At 65.3% G+C, this 16374-nt stretch carries 13 protein-coding genes and 1 tRNA gene; all 14 read right to left on the reverse strand.

All coding sequences use genetic code 11. The features are described from left to right. The coding region (locus ACW11F_RS12340) for a GTP-binding protein (RefSeq protein ID WP_281648559.1) at positions 1-99 on the reverse strand (99 nt) is incomplete at its 3' end. An 88-nt stretch (positions 100-187) separates the two neighbouring features. Then, entirely contained in the window at positions 188-2278 is a 2091-nt protein-coding gene (fusA, locus tag ACW11F_RS12345; RefSeq protein ID WP_456997251.1) for an elongation factor G, read from the reverse strand. Positions 2279-2412: 134 nt separating this feature from the next. Continuing rightward, the gene (gene rpsG, locus ACW11F_RS12350) at positions 2413-2880 is read right to left on the reverse strand and encodes a 30S ribosomal protein S7 (protein ID WP_456997253.1); all 468 of its coding nucleotides are present in this window, start codon (positions 2878-2880) and stop codon (positions 2413-2415) included. Positions 2881-2951: 71 nt separating this feature from the next. Beyond that, the gene (gene rpsL / locus ACW11F_RS12355) at positions 2952-3323 is read right to left on the reverse strand and encodes a 30S ribosomal protein S12 (protein WP_456997254.1); all 372 of its coding nucleotides are present in this window, start codon (positions 3321-3323) and stop codon (positions 2952-2954) included. Positions 3324-3617: 294 nt separating this feature from the next. Beyond that, entirely contained in the window at positions 3618-7862 is a 4245-nt protein-coding gene (gene rpoC / locus ACW11F_RS12360; RefSeq protein ID WP_456997255.1) for a DNA-directed RNA polymerase subunit beta', read from the reverse strand. A 91-nt stretch (positions 7863-7953) separates the two neighbouring features. Next, positions 7954-12126, reverse strand: coding sequence for a DNA-directed RNA polymerase subunit beta (gene rpoB / locus ACW11F_RS12365; RefSeq protein ID WP_456997256.1), 4173 nt, complete (start codon positions 12124-12126; stop codon positions 7954-7956). 250 nt (positions 12127-12376) lie between these two features. Next, positions 12377-12751, reverse strand: a complete 375-nt coding sequence (gene rplL, locus ACW11F_RS12370) for a 50S ribosomal protein L7/L12 (RefSeq protein ID WP_456997257.1) — start codon at positions 12749-12751, stop codon at positions 12377-12379. 47 nt (positions 12752-12798) lie between these two features. Beyond that, entirely contained in the window at positions 12799-13350 is a 552-nt protein-coding gene (gene rplJ / locus ACW11F_RS12375) for a 50S ribosomal protein L10 (RefSeq protein ID WP_456997258.1), read from the reverse strand. A 452-nt stretch (positions 13351-13802) separates the two neighbouring features. Then, positions 13803-14501, reverse strand: a complete 699-nt coding sequence (gene rplA / locus ACW11F_RS12380) for a 50S ribosomal protein L1 (protein WP_456997259.1) — start codon at positions 14499-14501, stop codon at positions 13803-13805. Positions 14502-14505: 4 nt separating this feature from the next. Next, the gene (gene rplK / locus ACW11F_RS12385) at positions 14506-14934 is read right to left on the reverse strand and encodes a 50S ribosomal protein L11 (protein WP_456997260.1); all 429 of its coding nucleotides are present in this window, start codon (positions 14932-14934) and stop codon (positions 14506-14508) included. Between the two features lie 105 nt (positions 14935-15039). Beyond that, on the reverse strand, positions 15040-15594 hold the full coding sequence (gene nusG, locus ACW11F_RS12390; RefSeq protein WP_456997263.1) for a transcription termination/antitermination protein NusG: 555 nt from the start codon (positions 15592-15594) through the stop codon (positions 15040-15042). A gap of 43 nt (positions 15595-15637) precedes the next feature. After that, the gene (gene secE, locus ACW11F_RS12395; RefSeq protein WP_456997262.1) at positions 15638-16021 is read right to left on the reverse strand and encodes a preprotein translocase subunit SecE; all 384 of its coding nucleotides are present in this window, start codon (positions 16019-16021) and stop codon (positions 15638-15640) included. 60 nt (positions 16022-16081) lie between these two features. After that, positions 16082-16157: transfer RNA gene (locus ACW11F_RS12400), tRNA-Trp, on the reverse strand. A 120-nt stretch (positions 16158-16277) separates the two neighbouring features. Then, positions 16278-16374, reverse strand: a 97-nt coding sequence (locus ACW11F_RS12405; protein WP_456997264.1) for an EF-Tu C-terminal domain-related protein, incomplete at its 5' end; no start/stop codon positions are given.

The following is a 16374-nucleotide window of genomic DNA, read 5'->3' on the forward strand; positions in this document are numbered from 1 at the left end:
CGTCAGCGCCGCCGTCAGCGTCGTCTTGCCGTGGTCAACGTGACCAATCGTGCCCACGTTCACGTGGGGCTTGGTGCGCTCGAACTTTTCCTTTGCCATTGCTGGAACCTCTGGATTGGGGATGTAGGGGAAACAGGTTGCGGGGATGCGGGATGCATGGCCTGCCATGCACCCCGCTGCGGCCGGATCAGCCCTTCTTCATCGCCGCTTCGGCGATGTTGGCGGGGGCTTCGGCGTAATGGTCGAACTCCATGGTGAAGGTGGCGCGACCCTGCGACATCGAGCGCAGCTGGGTGGCGTAACCGAACATCTCGCCCAGCGGGATCATCGCGTTGATGACCTTGCCCGAGGGGCTGTCGTCCTGGCCCTGGAGGATGCCGCGACGACGGCTGACGTCGCCCATCACGTCACCGAGGTAATCCTCGGGGGTGACGATCTCGACCTTCATCATCGGCTCCAGCAGCACCGGGCTGGCCTTGTGGAAGCCTTCCTTGAAGCCCATCGAACCGGCGATCTTGAACGCCATTTCCGAGGAGTCGACCTCGTGGTACGAGCCATCGACCAGGCGCACCTTGACGTCGACGATCGGATAGCCGGCGAGGATGCCGTTGGCCATCGCCTCCTGGATGCCCTTGTCCACCGCGGGGATGTATTCCTTCGGCACCACGCCACCGACGATGGCGTTTTCGAACTCGTAGCCTGCACCGGCTTCCTGCGGCTCGATTTCCAGCCACACGTGACCGAACTGGCCCTTGCCGCCGGACTGGCGCACGAACTTGCCTTCGGACTTGACCGGCTTGCGGATGGTTTCGCGGTAGGCCACCTGCGGCTTGCCGACGTTGGCCTCGACATTGAACTCGCGCTTCATGCGCTCGACCAGGATGTCCAGGTGCAGCTCGCCCATGCCGGCGATGATGGTCTGGCCCGATTCCTCGTCAGTGCGCACGCGGAAGGACGGATCCTCCTGCGCCAGACGGCCCAGGGCAATGCCCATCTTCTCCTGGTCGGACTTGGTCTTGGGCTCCACCGCCATCGAGATCACCGGCTCGGGGAAGCTCATCCGCTCCAGGGTGATGATCGCGTCCTGCGCGCACAGGGTGTCACCGGTGGTGACATCCTTCAGGCCCACTGCGGCGGCGATGTCGCCGGCGCGCACTTCCTTGATTTCGGCGCGGTCGTTGGAGTGCATCTGCAGGATGCGGCCGATGCGTTCCTTCTTCATCTTGATCGGGTTGTACACCTGATCACCGGCATTGAGCACGCCGGAGTAGGCGCGGAAGAAGGTCAGCGAACCGACATAGGGGTCGGTCATGATCTTGAACGCCAGCGCGGAGAACGGCGCGTTGTCATCGGCCGGACGGGTGGCTTCGTTTTCCTTCTCGTCCACGCCCACCACCGGCGGCACGTCCACCGGCGAGGGCAGCAGGTTGACCACGCCATCGAGCATGGCCTGCACGCCCTTGTTCTTGAACGCGGTGCCGCAGAACACCGGAACGATCTCGGTCTTCAGCGTGCGTGCGCGCAAGCCGGCAATGATTTCCTGCTCGGACAGGTCGCCTTCGTCGAGGTACTTGTCCATCAGCTCTTCGCTGGCCTCGGCCGCGGCCTCGACCATGAAGCTGCGGGCTTCGTCGGCCTTGGACTGCAGCTCGGCGGGGATGTCGCGGTATTCGAAGGTGGTGCCCTGCGAGGCCGAATCCCAGTGGATCGCCTTCATCTTCAGCAGGTCGATCACGCCTTCGAAGCCGTCTTCGGCACCGACCGGTACCTGCATCGGCACCGGGTAGGCGCCCAGGCGGGTCTTGAGCTGGTCGACGACCTTGTCGAAGTTGGCGCCGGTGCGATCCATCTTGTTGACGAACGCAAGACGCGGCACGCGGTACTTGTTGGCCTGGCGCCACACCGTCTCGGACTGCGGCTGCACGCCACCGACCGCACACAGCACGAACACCGCGCCGTCGAGCACGCGCAGGCTGCGCTCGACCTCGATGGTGAAGTCCACGTGCCCGGGGGTGTCGATGATGTTGAAGCGGTGCTGCGGCATCGACTTGTCCATGCCGGTCCAGAACGCGGTGGTCGCGGCGGAGGTGATGGTGATGCCGCGCTCCTGCTCCTGCTCCATCCAGTCCATGGTGGCCGAACCTTCGTGGGTTTCACCCAACTTGTGGTTCACGCCGGTGTAGAACAGGATGCGCTCGGAGGTGGTGGTCTTGCCGGCGTCGATGTGCGCCATGATGCCGAAGTTGCGGTAACGCTCGATGGGAGTGGTGCGGGCCACGGTCGTCTCTCTCTACGCTTGCCCGCCGATGCGGGCTTCAAATGGCCAGACGCCGCCTGGTCGGCGGCCCCTGGAAGATGCGGCGGGGCTCGGCCCCGCCCTGCGCGCCCCGCGTGCGGAGCGCGCCCGGGGGCTTACCAGCGGAAGTGGGCGAAGGCCTTGTTGGCTTCGGCCATGCGGTGCACTTCCTCGCGCTTCTTGACTGCACCGCCACGGTTCTCGGCGGCATCGATCAGTTCGGCGGCCAGCTTGCGCGGCATCGAGTTCTCGCCACGCTTGCGCGCCGCCTCGATCAGCCAGCGCATCGCCAGCGCCATGCGGCGCGAGGCACGCACTTCGACCGGCACCTGGTAGGTGGCACCGCCAACGCGGCGCGACTTGACCTCGACCGTCGGCGCGACGTTGCCCAGCGCCTTCTCGACCAGCTCCAGCGCATTGCCGTTCTTCTCGTCGATGGAGTCCATCGCGCCGTACACGATGCGCTCGGCGACCGACTTCTTGCCGCTCAGCATCACCATGTTGATGAAGCGCGCGATGGTTTCGCTGCCGTGCTTGGGATCGGGCAGCACCGAACGCTGCGGGGTATTGCCTTTACGGGACATGTTGAAATCTCTTCAGTAGTGCTCTGGCCGGGCCGCCATGCGGCCACGGAACGGAACGCGCGGCGAAGCGCTTACTTGGGACGCTTGGCGCCGTACTTGGAGCGGCGCTGGCGGCGCTTGGCGACGCCGGCGGCGTCCAGCGAACCGCGCACGGTGTGGTAGCGCACGCCCGGCAGGTCCTTGACGCGACCGCCGCGGATCAGCACCACGCTGTGCTCCTGCAGGTTGTGGCCTTCGCCGCCGATGTAGGAGATCACCTCGTAGCCGTTGGTCAGGCGCACCTTGGCCACCTTGCGCATGGCCGAGTTGGGCTTCTTGGGCGTGGTGGTGTACACGCGGGTGCACACGCCACGGCGCTGCGGGCAATTCTGCAACGCGGGCGAATCGCTCTGATAGGTTTCCGGTTTCCGCGGCTTGCGGACCAGCTGATTGATGGTGGCCATGCTTTTCCAGATGTTTCTGCGACCCGAGGGCCGTTGGAGGATTCCGCCCGACCGTGCGGGCGAAAGACAAAAAAGAGCAGGCTCGCACGCGGCATTTCCGCCGGCGCAAGCCATCCAAAGCGTGCGGGCGCCGCAACCTGCGGCCCACCGCACCACCCCGCGCATCCCTGTGCCGAACACGAGCCGCCTCCTGCGCCTCATTTCGGGTACTGGGCAGCCCCTGGGGGCTGCCGGACAACTAACTGAAGGATTTTAACCCGCCCGCCCCTGCCAATGCAAGGGCGGGCGCGTGGCTCAGGCTTCGCTGCCGCCTTCGGCCGATTCCTCGATCATCACCTGCTCCACCGGGGTTTCCACCACGGCGTCTTCCTCGGCAGCGGCGGAAAGCACGTCCATCTCGGCTTCGCTCAGTTCGCCGGCGGCGCGGCGGCGGCGCTGGCTGTGGTAGGCCAGACCGGTACCGGCCGGGATCAGGCGACCGACGATCACGTTCTCCTTCAGCCCGCGCAGCGAGTCGCGGGTGCCGCGCACGGCGGCCTCGGTCAGCACGCGGGTGGTCTCCTGGAACGACGCCGCGGAGATGAACGACTCGGTCGCCAGCGAGGCCTTGGTGATGCCCAGCAGCACCGGCTGGAACTGCGCAGGCAACTCGCTGCGCGCCTCGAGCTTCTCGTTGTCCTCCAGCACGCGCTGGCGCTCGGCCTGCTCGCCGACCAGGTAGCGCGAATCGCCACCGTCGGTGATTTCGACCTTGCGCAGCATCTGGCGGATGATCACCTCGATGTGCTTGTCGTTGATCTTCACGCCCTGCAGGCGGTAGACGTCCTGGATCTCCTTGGTCAGGTAGGCGGCCAGTTCCTCGATGCCCTTCAGGCGCAGGATGTCCTGCGGGTTGGGCTCGCCATCCACCACGGTATCGCCCTTGCCCACGTGCTCGCCCTCGAACACGATGATCTGGCGGTACTTGGGAATCAGCTCCTCGTGGTCGATGCCGTCCGGACCCTTGATGATCAGGCGCTGCTTGCCCTTGGTGTCCTTGCCGAAGCTGACCACGCCGGAAATCTCGGCGAGGATCGCCGCTTCCTTCGGCTTGCGCGCTTCGAACAGGTCGGCCACGCGCGGCAGACCACCGGTGATGTCGCGGGTCTTGGACGCTTCCTGCGGGATCTTGGCGACGACGTCGCCCACGCCGACCGCGGCACCATCCTGCAGGTTCACCACCGAGCGCGGCGGCAGCAGGTACTGCGCCGGCAGGTCGGTGCCCGGGATGTTGAGGTCATTGCCCTTGGCATCGACGATGCGCACCAGCGGACGCAGGTCCTTGGCTTGCGAGCCGCGACGCTTCGGATCGGTGATCTCGCGCGAGGCGAGGCCGGTCAGCTCGTCGGTCTTCTCGATCACCGTCACGCCATCGACGAAATCGAAGAAGCGCACGAAACCGGCCACTTCCGACACGATCGGGTGGTTGTGCGGATCCCAATGGGCGATGGTCTGCCCGGCCTTGACCTCGGCACCTTCCGGCACCGCGATGGTGGCGCCGTAGGGCAGTTTGTAGCGCTCGCGCTCGCGGCCATGCTCGTCCAGCACCGACAGCTCGCCCGAACGCGACACCGCCACCACGCCGCCGCTTTCGTGCGCCACGGTCTTGAGGTTGTTGAACTTGATCGAGCCGGTGGTCTTGATCGTCACGTTGTCGATCGCCGCCGCACGCGAGGCCGCACCACCGATGTGGAAGGTACGCATGGTCAGCTGCGTGCCCGGCTCGCCGATCGACTGCGCCGCGACCACGCCGACCGCCTCGCCCATGTTGACCAGGTGGCCACGGCCGAGGTCGCGCCCGTAGCACTGCGCACACACGCCGAACGGCGCATCGCAGGTGATCGTCGAGCGCACCTTGACCAGCTGCACGCCGGCGTCCTCCAGCTTCTGCACCCAGGCTTCGTCGAGCAACGTGTTGCGGGTGACGATCGGCTCTTCGTCGTTGCCCGGCAGGAACACGTCCTCGGCCACCACGCGGCCGAGCACGCGGTCACGCAGCGGCTCGACCACGTCGCCGCCTTCCACGATCGGGGTCATGGTCAGGCCGTCGCGGGTGCCGCAATCGTCCTCGGTGATGACCACGTCCTGCGCCACGTCGACCAGGCGACGGGTCAGGTAACCGGAGTTCGCGGTCTTCAGCGCGGTATCGGCCAGGCCCTTGCGCGCACCGTGGGTGGAGATGAAGTACTGCAGGACGTTGAGGCCCTCGCGGAAGTTCGCGGTGATCGGGGTTTCGATGATCGAGCCGTCGGGCTTGGCCATCAGGCCGCGCATGCCGGCCAGCTGGCGGATCTGCGCCTGCGAGCCACGCGCGCCGGAGTCGGCCATGATGTAGATCGAGTTCATCGACTTCTGCTCGATCTTCTCGCCCTTGGCGTTCTGCACGGTGTCGAAGCCGATGGTGTCCATCATCGCCTTGGCCACGCGCTCGTTGGTGCGCGACCAGATGTCGACCACCTTGTTGTAGCGCTCACCGGCGGTGACCAGGCCCGACTGGTACTGCTGCTGGATTTCCAGCACTTCGGCCTCGGCCTCGTCGAGGATGCCGGCCTTCTCCGCGGGAATGATCATGTCGTCGATGCCGATCGACACGCCGGCGCGGGTGGCATAGCTGAAGCCCATGTACATCAGCTGGTCGGCGAACACCACGGTGTCCTTCAGGCCCAGGCGACGGTAGCACTCGTTGATCAGGCGGCTGATCGCCTTCTTGTTCAACTCGGTGTTGACCAGCGAATAGGACAGGCCCTTGGGCAGGATGTCGGCCAGCAGCGCGCGACCGACCGTGGTGTCCACGATCTCGGTATGCGGCACGCGCTCGCCATCCTCGCCCTTGATGTAATCGGTGATGCGCACCTTGACCTTGGCGTGCAGGTCGACCACGCGGTTGTCGTAGGCGCGCTTGGCCTCCGACACGTTGGCGAATGCCATGCCCTCGCCCTGCTTGTTCTCCAGCGCGCGGGTCATGTAGTACAGGCCGAGCACCACGTCCTGCGAGGGCACGATGATCGGCTCGCCATTGGCCGGCGAGAGGATGTTGTTGGACGACATCATCAGCGCGCGCGCTTCGAGCTGCGCCTCCAGCGACAGCGGCACGTGCACGGCCATCTGGTCACCGTCGAAGTCGGCGTTGAACGCGGTACACACCAGCGGATGCAGCTGGATCGCCTTGCCCTCGATCAGCACCGGCTCGAAGGCCTGGATGCCGAGGCGATGCAGCGTCGGCGCACGGTTCAGCAGCACCGGATGCTCGCGGATCACCTCTTCCAGGATGTCCCAGACCTCGGCTTCCTCGCGCTCGACCAGCTTCTTCGCCGCCTTGATGGTGGTGGCCAGGCCGCGATGCTGCAGCTTGGCGAAGATGAACGGCTTGAACAGCTCCAGCGCCATCTTCTTCGGCAGGCCGCATTCGTGCAGGCGCAGGGTCGGGCCGACCACGATCACCGAACGGCCCGAATAGTCCACGCGCTTGCCGAGCAGGTTCTGGCGGAAGCGGCCCTGCTTGCCCTTGATCATGTCGGCCAGCGACTTCAGCGCGCGCTTGTTGGTGCCGGTGATGGCACGGCCACGGCGGCCGTTGTCCATCAGCGCATCGACCGACTCCTGCAGCATGCGCTTCTCGTTGCGCACGATGATGTCCGGCGCGGCCAGTTCCAGCAGGCGGCGCAGGCGGTTGTTGCGGTTGATGACGCGGCGGTACAGATCATTGAGGTCGGAAGTGGCGAAGCGGCCACCATCCAGCGGCACCAGCGGACGCAGGTCGGGCGGCAGCACCGGCAGCACGGTCATGATCATCCACTCGGGACGGTTGCCCGATTCGAGGAACGCCTCGACCAGCTTGATGCGCTTGGTCAGGCGCTTGAGCTTGGTTTCCGAACCGGTGGCGGCGATCTCTTCCTTCAGCTTGACCATCTCGGCCTGCAGATCGACGTCGCGCAGCAGGTCGAACACCGCTTCGGCACCCATCGCGGCATCGAAGTCGTCGCCATGCTCCTGGCGTGCCTGCATGTACTGCTCCTCATTGAGCAGCTGGCCCTGCTCGAGCGGGGTCAGGCCCGGCTCGGTGACCACATAGGCTTCGAAATAGAGGATGCGCTCGATGTCGCGCAGGGTCATGTCCAGCATCAGGCCGATGCGCGAGGGCAGCGACTTGAGGAACCAGATGTGCGCGACCGGCGCGGCCAGGTCGATGTGGCCCATGCGCTCGCGGCGCACCTTGGCCAAGGTCACCTCGGTGCCGCACTTCTCGCATACCACGCCACGGTGCTTCATGCGCTTGTACTTGCCGCACAGGCACTCGTAGTCCTTCACCGGGCCGAAGATGGCCGAGCAGAACAGGCCATCACGCTCCGGACGGAAGGTGCGGTAGTTGATGGTTTCGGGCTTCTTCACCTCGCCGAACGACCACGAACGGATCAGGTCGGGACTGGCCAGGGCGATCTTGATCGCGTCGAAGTCCGGCAGGGTGCGCTGCTGGTTGAACAGGTTGAGCAAGTCTTTCATTTCATGTCTCCGCGGAGTCGGGAAGGAATCACTGGCGATGGGCCGCGTGGCGGGCGCGTTGATCGGGTCGCGCGCCCGCCGCGGTGTGGCGTCAGTGCTCTTCCAGCTCCATGTTGATGCCGAGCGAGCGGATTTCCTTGACCAGCACGTTGAACGATTCGGGCATGCCGGCAACCATGTCGTAGTCGCCGTCGACGATGTTCTTGTACATCTGGTTGCGGCCCTGCACGTCGTCCGACTTGACCGTCAGCATTTCCTGCAGGGTGTAGGCCGCGCCGTAGGCTTCCAGCGCCCAGACTTCCATTTCACCGAAGCGCTGGCCGCCGAACTGCGCCTTGCCGCCCAGCGGCTGCTGGGTGACCAGCGAGTACGGGCCGGTGCTGCGTGCATGCATCTTGTCGTCCACCAGGTGGTTGAGCTTGAGCATGTGCATGTAGCCGACGGTGGTCTGGCGGTCGAACGCCTCGCCGGTACGGCCGTCGTACAACTGCGCCTGACCGCTGGTCGGCAGGTCGGCAAGCTCCAGCATGGCCTTGATCTCGGCCTCCTCGGCACCGTCGAACACCGGCGTCGCCATCGGCACGCCATCGGTCAGGTTGCGCGCCAGGGTCAGCAGCTCCTCGTCGCTGAACTGCGACAGATCGACCAGCCCTTCCGCCTTGGCCTTGGCATCGTGGTTGTAGATGCGGTCGAGGAACTTGCGCAGCTCGGCCACCTTGGCCTGCGCATCGAGCATCTGCTGGATCTTGCGACCCAGACCCTTGGCCGCCCAGCCCAGGTGCACTTCCAGGATCTGGCCGATGTTCATGCGCGAGGGCACGCCCAGCGGGTTGAGCACGATGTCCACGGTCTGGCCGTCGGCGAGGTAAGGCATGTCCTCGACCGGCACGATGTTCGACACCACGCCCTTGTTGCCGTGGCGGCCGGCCATCTTGTCGCCGGGCTGGATGCGGCGCTTCACCGCGAGGAACACCTTGACCATCTTCAGCACGCCCGGGGCGAGGTCATCGCCCTGGTTGATCTTGGCGCGCTTGTCCTCGAAGCGACGCTCGAACTCCTTCTCGTGCAGCGCGATCTGCTTCTGCGCGCGGTCGATGGCCTCGGCCGCGTCCTCGTCCTTCATGTTGAAGTGGAACCAGTCGCGCGGACGGGTCTGGTCAAGCACCAGCGAGGTCACCGTCTCGCCCTTCTTCAGGCCGCCGCCGGCATTGGCGGTCTTGCCCAGCAGTTGGGCGCGCAGGCGCGCGAAGATCGCCGTCTCCAGGATCATGCGCTGGTCGTCGAAGTCCTTCTTGACCTGACGCACTTCCTCTTCCTTGATGCGGATCGCGCGCTTGTCCATCTCCACGCCGTCGCGGGTGAACACCTGCACGTCGATCACGGTGCCGTCCATGCCCGGCGGCACGCGCAGCGAGCTGTCCTTCACGTCGGACGCCTTCTCGCCGAAGATCGCACGCAGCAGCTTCTCCTCCGGCGTCAGCTGGGCCTCGCCCTTGGGCGTGACCTTGCCGACGAGGATGTCACCGGCGCGCACCTCGGCGCCGATGAAGACCACGCCGGACTCGTCCAGGCGATTGAGCGCATGCTCGGCCACGTTGGGGATGTCGGCGGAGATTTCCTCCGCACCCAGCTTGGTGTCGCGCGCGACGCAGGTCAGTTCCTCGATGTGGATGGTGGTGTAACGGTCTTCCTCCACCACGCGCTCGGAGAGCAGGATCGAGTCCTCGAAGTTGTAGCCGTTCCACGGCATGAACGCGACCAGCACGTTCTGCCCCAGGGCCAGCTCGCCGATATCGGTCGAGGGGCCGTCGGCCAGCACGTCGCCGGCTTCCACCACATCACCCACTTCCACCAGCGGACGCTGGTTGATGCAGGTGTTCTGGTTGGAGCGGGTGTACTTGACCAGGCTGTAGATGTCGACGCCGGCATCGGTCTCGCCGACGATCTCGTCCTCGTTGACCTTGACCACGATGCGCGCGGCATCCATCTGCTCGATCACGCCACCGCGGCGCGCGTTCACCGTCACGCCCGAGTCGCGCGCCACCGCGCGCTCGATGCCGGTGCCGACCAGCGGCTTCTCGGCACGCAGGGTCGGCACCGCCTGACGCTGCATGTTGGCGCCCATCAGTGCGCGGTTGGCGTCGTCATGCTCGAGGAACGGCACCAGCGCCGCCGCCACCGACACGGTCTGCATCGGCGAGACGTCCATGAAGTCCACCTCGGACGGTGGACGCAGCTGGGTATCGCCCTGGTAGCGGCAATTGATGAACTCCTCGCTGAGGTTGCCCTTGGCGTCGTGCGGCGCATTGGCCTGGGCGATGACGAACTCGTTTTCCTCGATTGCCGAGAGGTATTCGATCTGGTCGGTGACCTTGCCGTTCACCACCTTGCGGTACGGCGTCTCGAGGAAGCCGTAGCTGTTGGTACGGGCGAACACGGCCAGCGAGTTGATCAGGCCGATGTTCGGGCCTTCCGGGGTTTCGATGGTGCACACGCGACCGTAATGGGTCGGGTGCACGTCACGCACCTCGAAGCCGGCGCGTTCGCGGGTCAGACCGCCCGGGCCGAGCGCGGAGACGCGACGCTTGTGCGTCACTTCCGACAGCGGGTTGTCCTGGTCCATGAACTGCGACAGCTGCGAGGAGCCGAAGAACTCCTTCATCGCCGCTGCCACCGGCTTGGCGTTGATCAGGTCCTGCGGGGTCAGGCCATCGGCTTCGGCCATGGTCAGGCGCTCGCGCACCGCGCGCTCGACGCGCACCAGACCGACGCGGAAGGTGTTTTCCGCCATCTCGCCGACCGAACGCACGCGACGGTTGCCGAGGTGGTCGATGTCGTCGACCACGCCGCGACCATTGCGGATCTCGGTCAGCACGCGGATCACGTCGAGGATGTCGGAGCCTTCGCCATTGGCCTCGACCAGGCGCTTGGACTCGTCGTCACCACGCTGCGACAGGTACTTGTGGTCGTACAGCACCGAGGCGCCGGTGACCTCCTTGCGGCCGAGGCGACGGTTGAACTTCATCCGGCCCACGGCGGAGAGGTCGTAGCGCTCGAAGGTGAAGAACAGGTTGTGGAACAGGTTCTGCGCGGCATCCTTGGTAGGCGGCTCGCCGGGACGCATCATGCGGTAGATCTCGACCAGCGCCTCGAACTGGGTGCGGGTGTGGTCCACACGCAGCGTGTTGGACAGGTACGGGCCACGGTCGAGGTCGTTCACCCACAGCGTGCCGACGGCGGCGATGCCGGCCTTGCGGAAGGCTTCCAGATGCTCCTCGGTGATCTCGTCATTGGCCGCGGCCAGCAGCTCGCCGCTGGCGGTATCGACCACGTCGTGCGAGAGGATGCGCCCGGTGATGTAGCTGTCGGGCACCGCCAGCGCGGAGATACCGGACTGCTCCAGCTGCTTGACGTGGCGCGCGGTGATGCGCTTGCCGGCCTCGACGATCACCTTGTCGCCGTCGGCCAAGTCGAACTCGAGGGTCTCGCCGCGCAGACGCTCGGCCACCAGTTCCATCTCCACGCCTTCGGACGGGTCGATGTGGAAGGTGTTGATCTCGAAGAACTCGTTGAGCATTTCCTCGTTGGAATAGCCCAGCGCACGCAGCAGCACGCTGACCGGCAGCTTGCGGCGGCGGTCGATGCGGGTGTAGAGCGCGTCCTTGGGGTCGAACTCGAAGTCGAGCCAGGAGCCGCGGTAGGGGATGATGCGGGCGCTGTACAGCAGCTTGCCCGAGCTGTGCGTCTTGCCGCGGTCATGGTCGAAGAACACGCCCGGCGAGCGGTGCAGCTGGCTGACGATGACGCGCTCGGTGCCATTGACGATGAAGGTGCCGTTGTCGGTCATGAGCGGCACTTCGCCCATGTACACCTCCTGCTCCTTGACGTACTTGATCGCCTTCGAGGAGGACTCGCGGTCATAGATCACCAGGCGCACGGTCACCCGCAGCGGCGCACCGTAGGACAGGCCACGGTTGCGGCACTCGCGCTCGTCGAACAGCGGCTCGCCCAAGGTGTAGCCGACGTATTCCAGTGCGGCATAGCCGTTGTAGCTGGTGATCGGGAACACCGACTTCAGCGCCGCATGCAGGCCCTGCTCGGCGCGCTGGTTCATCGGCGTGTCGGCTTGCAGGAACTCGCGGTAGGAGTCGACCTGGATCGCCAGCAGATAGGGGACTTCGAGAATCGAGCGGCGCTTGCCGAAGTTCTTGCGAACGCGCTTCTTCTCGGTCAGGGACAGGTGCGTGGTGGACGCGGTGGCCATGTGGCAGTACCTCGATTGTCAGGGGCGGGCGCAGCCGCCGGATGACCGGATTTCCGTCCGGGGGACGGGAATCGACAATGGGAAGTCGCTGGTATTGCCGGCACCAGCACGCCCTCTCCCGCTACTTCCGATTGTCGACTCGGTTTTCGCGCCGGGCCGCCTCGCGGTCCGACAACGAGCAAAGGCCGGGGACGTTTTCGCGTCCCCAGCCCCTGTTGATCGCCGTCATGCGGCGGCGATCATGTCGCACTTACTTGAGTTCGACCTGGGCGCCAGCGGCTTCCAGATCCTTCTTGAACTTCTCGGCGTCTTCCTTGGAAGCGCCTTCCTTGACGGTCTGCGGCGCGCCTTCGACCATGTCCTTGGCTTCCTTCAGGCCCAGGCCGGTGATCGCGCGGACCGCCTTGATGACCTCGACCTTCTTGTCGCCGACGGCCTTCAGCACGACGTCGAACTCGGTCTGCTCTTCGGACGGGCCGGCGGCAGCGGCCGGGCCGGCAGCGACGGCAACCGGAGCGGCAGCGGAGACACCGAACTTGTCTTCGATGGCCTTGACCAGCTCCATCACTTCCATCAGGTTCTTTTCGGCGATCGCGTCGACGATCTGTTCGTTGGTGAGAGACATGTGATTTACCTCAGTGGATTTCAAACGGGTTGGGAAAACCGGGTGGATCAGGCCGATGCTTCGGCAGCTTCGCCTTCGGCCGGGGCAGCCTCGGCGGCAGCGGCATCGCCACCGCCCTGCTGGTCGGCCACGGCCTTGACCGCGCGGGCGAACATCGCCGCCGGTTCGGCCAGCACGCGCGCCAGCATGCCCAGAGCCTGGTCGAGGGTCGGCAGCGAGGCCAACACGTCGACATGGCTGGCCGGGTACTGCTGACCGCCCACCACCACCAGTTTCGCTTGCAGCTTGTCGTTGCCCTTGGCGAACTCCTTGATCAGGCGACCGGCGGCGCCGGGCTCCTCGGTCGAGAACGCGTACAGCAGCGGACCGACGAGATCGTTCTTGGCGACCTCGAATTCCGTGCCTTCGACGGCGCGCGCGGCCAGCGTGTTCTTGACGACTTTCAAGTACACGCCGGTTTCGCGAGCCTTCTTGCGCATCGCGGTCATCTGTTCGACCGTGGTGCCTGCGTACTCGGCTGCGATCAGGGAGTGCGCCTTGCCGGCGATATCCGCCACTTCGGCAACGACGTCCTTCTTTTGCGAGAGATTCAGAGCCATATGCACTCCTGTTGGGTTTGCCGCCCACCGCTCCAGCGGTTGACGGGACTGGGCGATGCCATCCTTGACATCGGGGGATGCGTGCATCCCGCTGGTGCGCTTCTGAACCGGGACAACCCAGAAACTTCCAGAAGGGCGACCATCTGCGCAGGCGGCTCGCGAGAGCTGGATTAAGCGATCCCGCTTGCATCGACGGCGATTCCGTGCCGTGCCGAGCTTCCCTGCCCGTCGTCGATGCGCGCTGACCGCACCTGCGGTCTTTGATGGCTCCGCGGCGACTTGCTGCTGCCGCGACGCCTTCAAAAGCGAGGAGTGAGTGAATAGGAGTGAGAAACGAGAGAAGATCCCCGCGTTCGCACTCTGCTGCACAACGCTCCGATTGTTTTTTGCTGAAGAGAGGAAGAGAGGGGAGTTTTCTCACTCCTCACTTCTCTTCACTCACTTCTGCCTTCTTACTTCAGTGCCAGCGAAGCCTGATCGACGATCACGCCCGGACCCATGGTCGAGCTGATCGAGATCTTCTGCAGGTAGGTGCCCTTGGCGGTGGCCGGACGGGCCTTGACCAGGTCACCCAGCAGCGCGGTCAGGTTCTCCTTCAGCTTGTCGGCTTCGAAGTCGGCCTTGCCGATGGTGCAGTGGATGATGCCGGCCTTGTCGGTGCGGTAGCGCACCTGGCCGCCCTTGGCGTTCTTGACCGCTTCACCCGGGTTCGGGGAGACGGTGCCGACCTTGGGGTTGGGCATCAGGCCACGCGGACCGAGCAGGGTGCCGAGCTTGCCGACCACGCGCATCGCGTCCGGGGTGGCGATGACCACGTCGTAGTTCAGGTCGCCGCCCTGCATCTTCTCGGCCAGGTCGTCCATGCCCACCGCGTCGGCGCCGGCCGCCAGCGCCTCGTCGGCCTTGGCACCGGCCGGCACGAACACGGCCACGCGCACGCTCTTGCCGGTACCGGCCGGCAGAACGGTCGAGCCGCGCACCTGCTGGTCGGACTTGCGCGCATCCACGCCCAGGCGCACCGCCACGTCCACCGCTTCGATGAACTTGGTCTTGCTGTGCTCCTTGACGATCTTCAGGGCTTCATCGATCGGGTAGGCCTTGCCCGGCTCCACCGCCGCGGCGATTGCCTTCTGTCGCTTGCTCAGTGCCATGTTCTTATTCCTCCACCGACAGGCCCATCGCACGGGCCGAGCCCGCGATGGTGCGCACGGCCGCGTCCAGATCGGCGGCAGTCAAATCCGGTTCCTTCGCCTTGGCGATCTCTTCGAGCTGGGCGCGGGTCACCTTGCCCACCTTGTCGGTATTGGGCTTGGCCGAGCCGGTCTGCACGCCCGCGGCCTTCTTCAGCAGGATGGTCGCCGGCGGCGTCTTGGTGATGAAGGTGAAGGTGCGATCGGAATAGGCGGTGATCACGGTCGGGATCGGCAGGCCCGGTTCCATCTTCTGCGTGGCGGCGTTGAACGCCTTGCAGAACTCCATGATGTTGAGGCCGCGCTGGCCCAGTGCCGGACCGACCGGCGGCGAGGGGTTGGCCTGACCGGCCTTCACCTGCAGCTTGATGTAGCCAATGACTTTCTTTGCCACGTTGTGTTCTCCTCGGGTTCATTCGTCTGCACGCCATGCGGCTGCGGGACTCCCCGTCTGCTTGAATCAGGATGCCGGCGCACGAGCCCCGGCATCCGCCCTTGGTCAAGCCTTCTCGACCTGACCGAATTCCAGCTCCACCGGGGTGGAGCGACCGAAGATCAGGACCGCCACGCGGACCCGGCTCTTCTCGTAATTGACTTCCTCGACCACGCCGTTGAAATCGTTGAACGGACCATCGGTGACGCGCACCATCTCGCCGGCTTCGAACAGCACCTTCGGACGCGGCTTCTCCACCCCGTCCTGCACCCGCTGCAGGATGGTGTCGGCTTCCGCGTCGGAGATCGGCAGCGGCTTGTCGGCGGTGCCGCCGATGAAGCCCATCACGCGCGGCGTCTCCTTGACCAGGTGCCAGGATTCACTGTCGATGCGCGGGATGCCGCCTTCGTCCTGGGTGGCGATCTGCACCAGCACGTAGCCGGGGAAAAACTTGCGCTCGGAACGGCGCTTCTGCCCGCCTCGCATCTCCACCACTTCCTCGGTGGGCACGATCACCTCACCGAAGCGATCCTGCATCTCCATCCGCGCAATGCGGTCACGCAGCGCCTGCGCCACGGACTTCTCGAAGCCCGAATAGGCGTGCACCACGTACCAGCGCATGTTGTCGGTTGCCGTCGCTTCCACGTATCCCTTCCTTGTTGTCTCAGCCCCAGAGCAGCTTGGTGAACTGCGAGATGAGCAGGTCAAAGCCGCCCAGCAGCAGGCTGATGATCACCACCACGAGCATCACGATCCAGGTGGTGCGCATGGTTTCCTGGCGCGTGGGCCAGACCACCTTGCGCAATTCGAACCGGGTCTCGGACACGAACTCGCGCAGCCAGGGGCCGCGGCTGGAGCTCATGAACACGAGGAAGCCCAGCACCAGTCCAGCGACCACCGCCGCGACCCGCATCCAGGTCTGCCACTGCCCGGAGAACCAGTAAAAAACGAACACGCCAGCCGCCACCAGCAGGCCGGCCACCACGAACTTGGCGATGTCGGCGCTGGAATGGGGTTGCGGCTTGCCGCTGACGACCTTGCTGTTCACTCGTTGTCCGTTTCCTGCTGGATGCCACCACGCGGGCAGCATCCCGACCCGAAGGCCGGATGGCACGCCAGGAGGGACTCGAACCCCCAACCTGCGGTTTTGGAGACCGCTGCTCTGCCAATTGAGCTACTGGCGTATCGGTTTTTGCGTGTTGCTTGAAATGGCAATGGCGGCCAGGGCCGCCGTTGCCGTTTTCGCCCCCGCACCCTCGGGTGCGTCGGCAGTCACGTGTGCGCCATGGCGCACACGCAGCGGATCACTTTTCGATCTTCGCCACCACGCCGGCGCCGACCGTGCGGCCACCTTCGCGGATCGCGAAGCGCAGGCCTTCGTCCATCGCCACCGGGTTGATC

This window comes from Luteimonas sp. e5, from assembly GCF_054031035.1.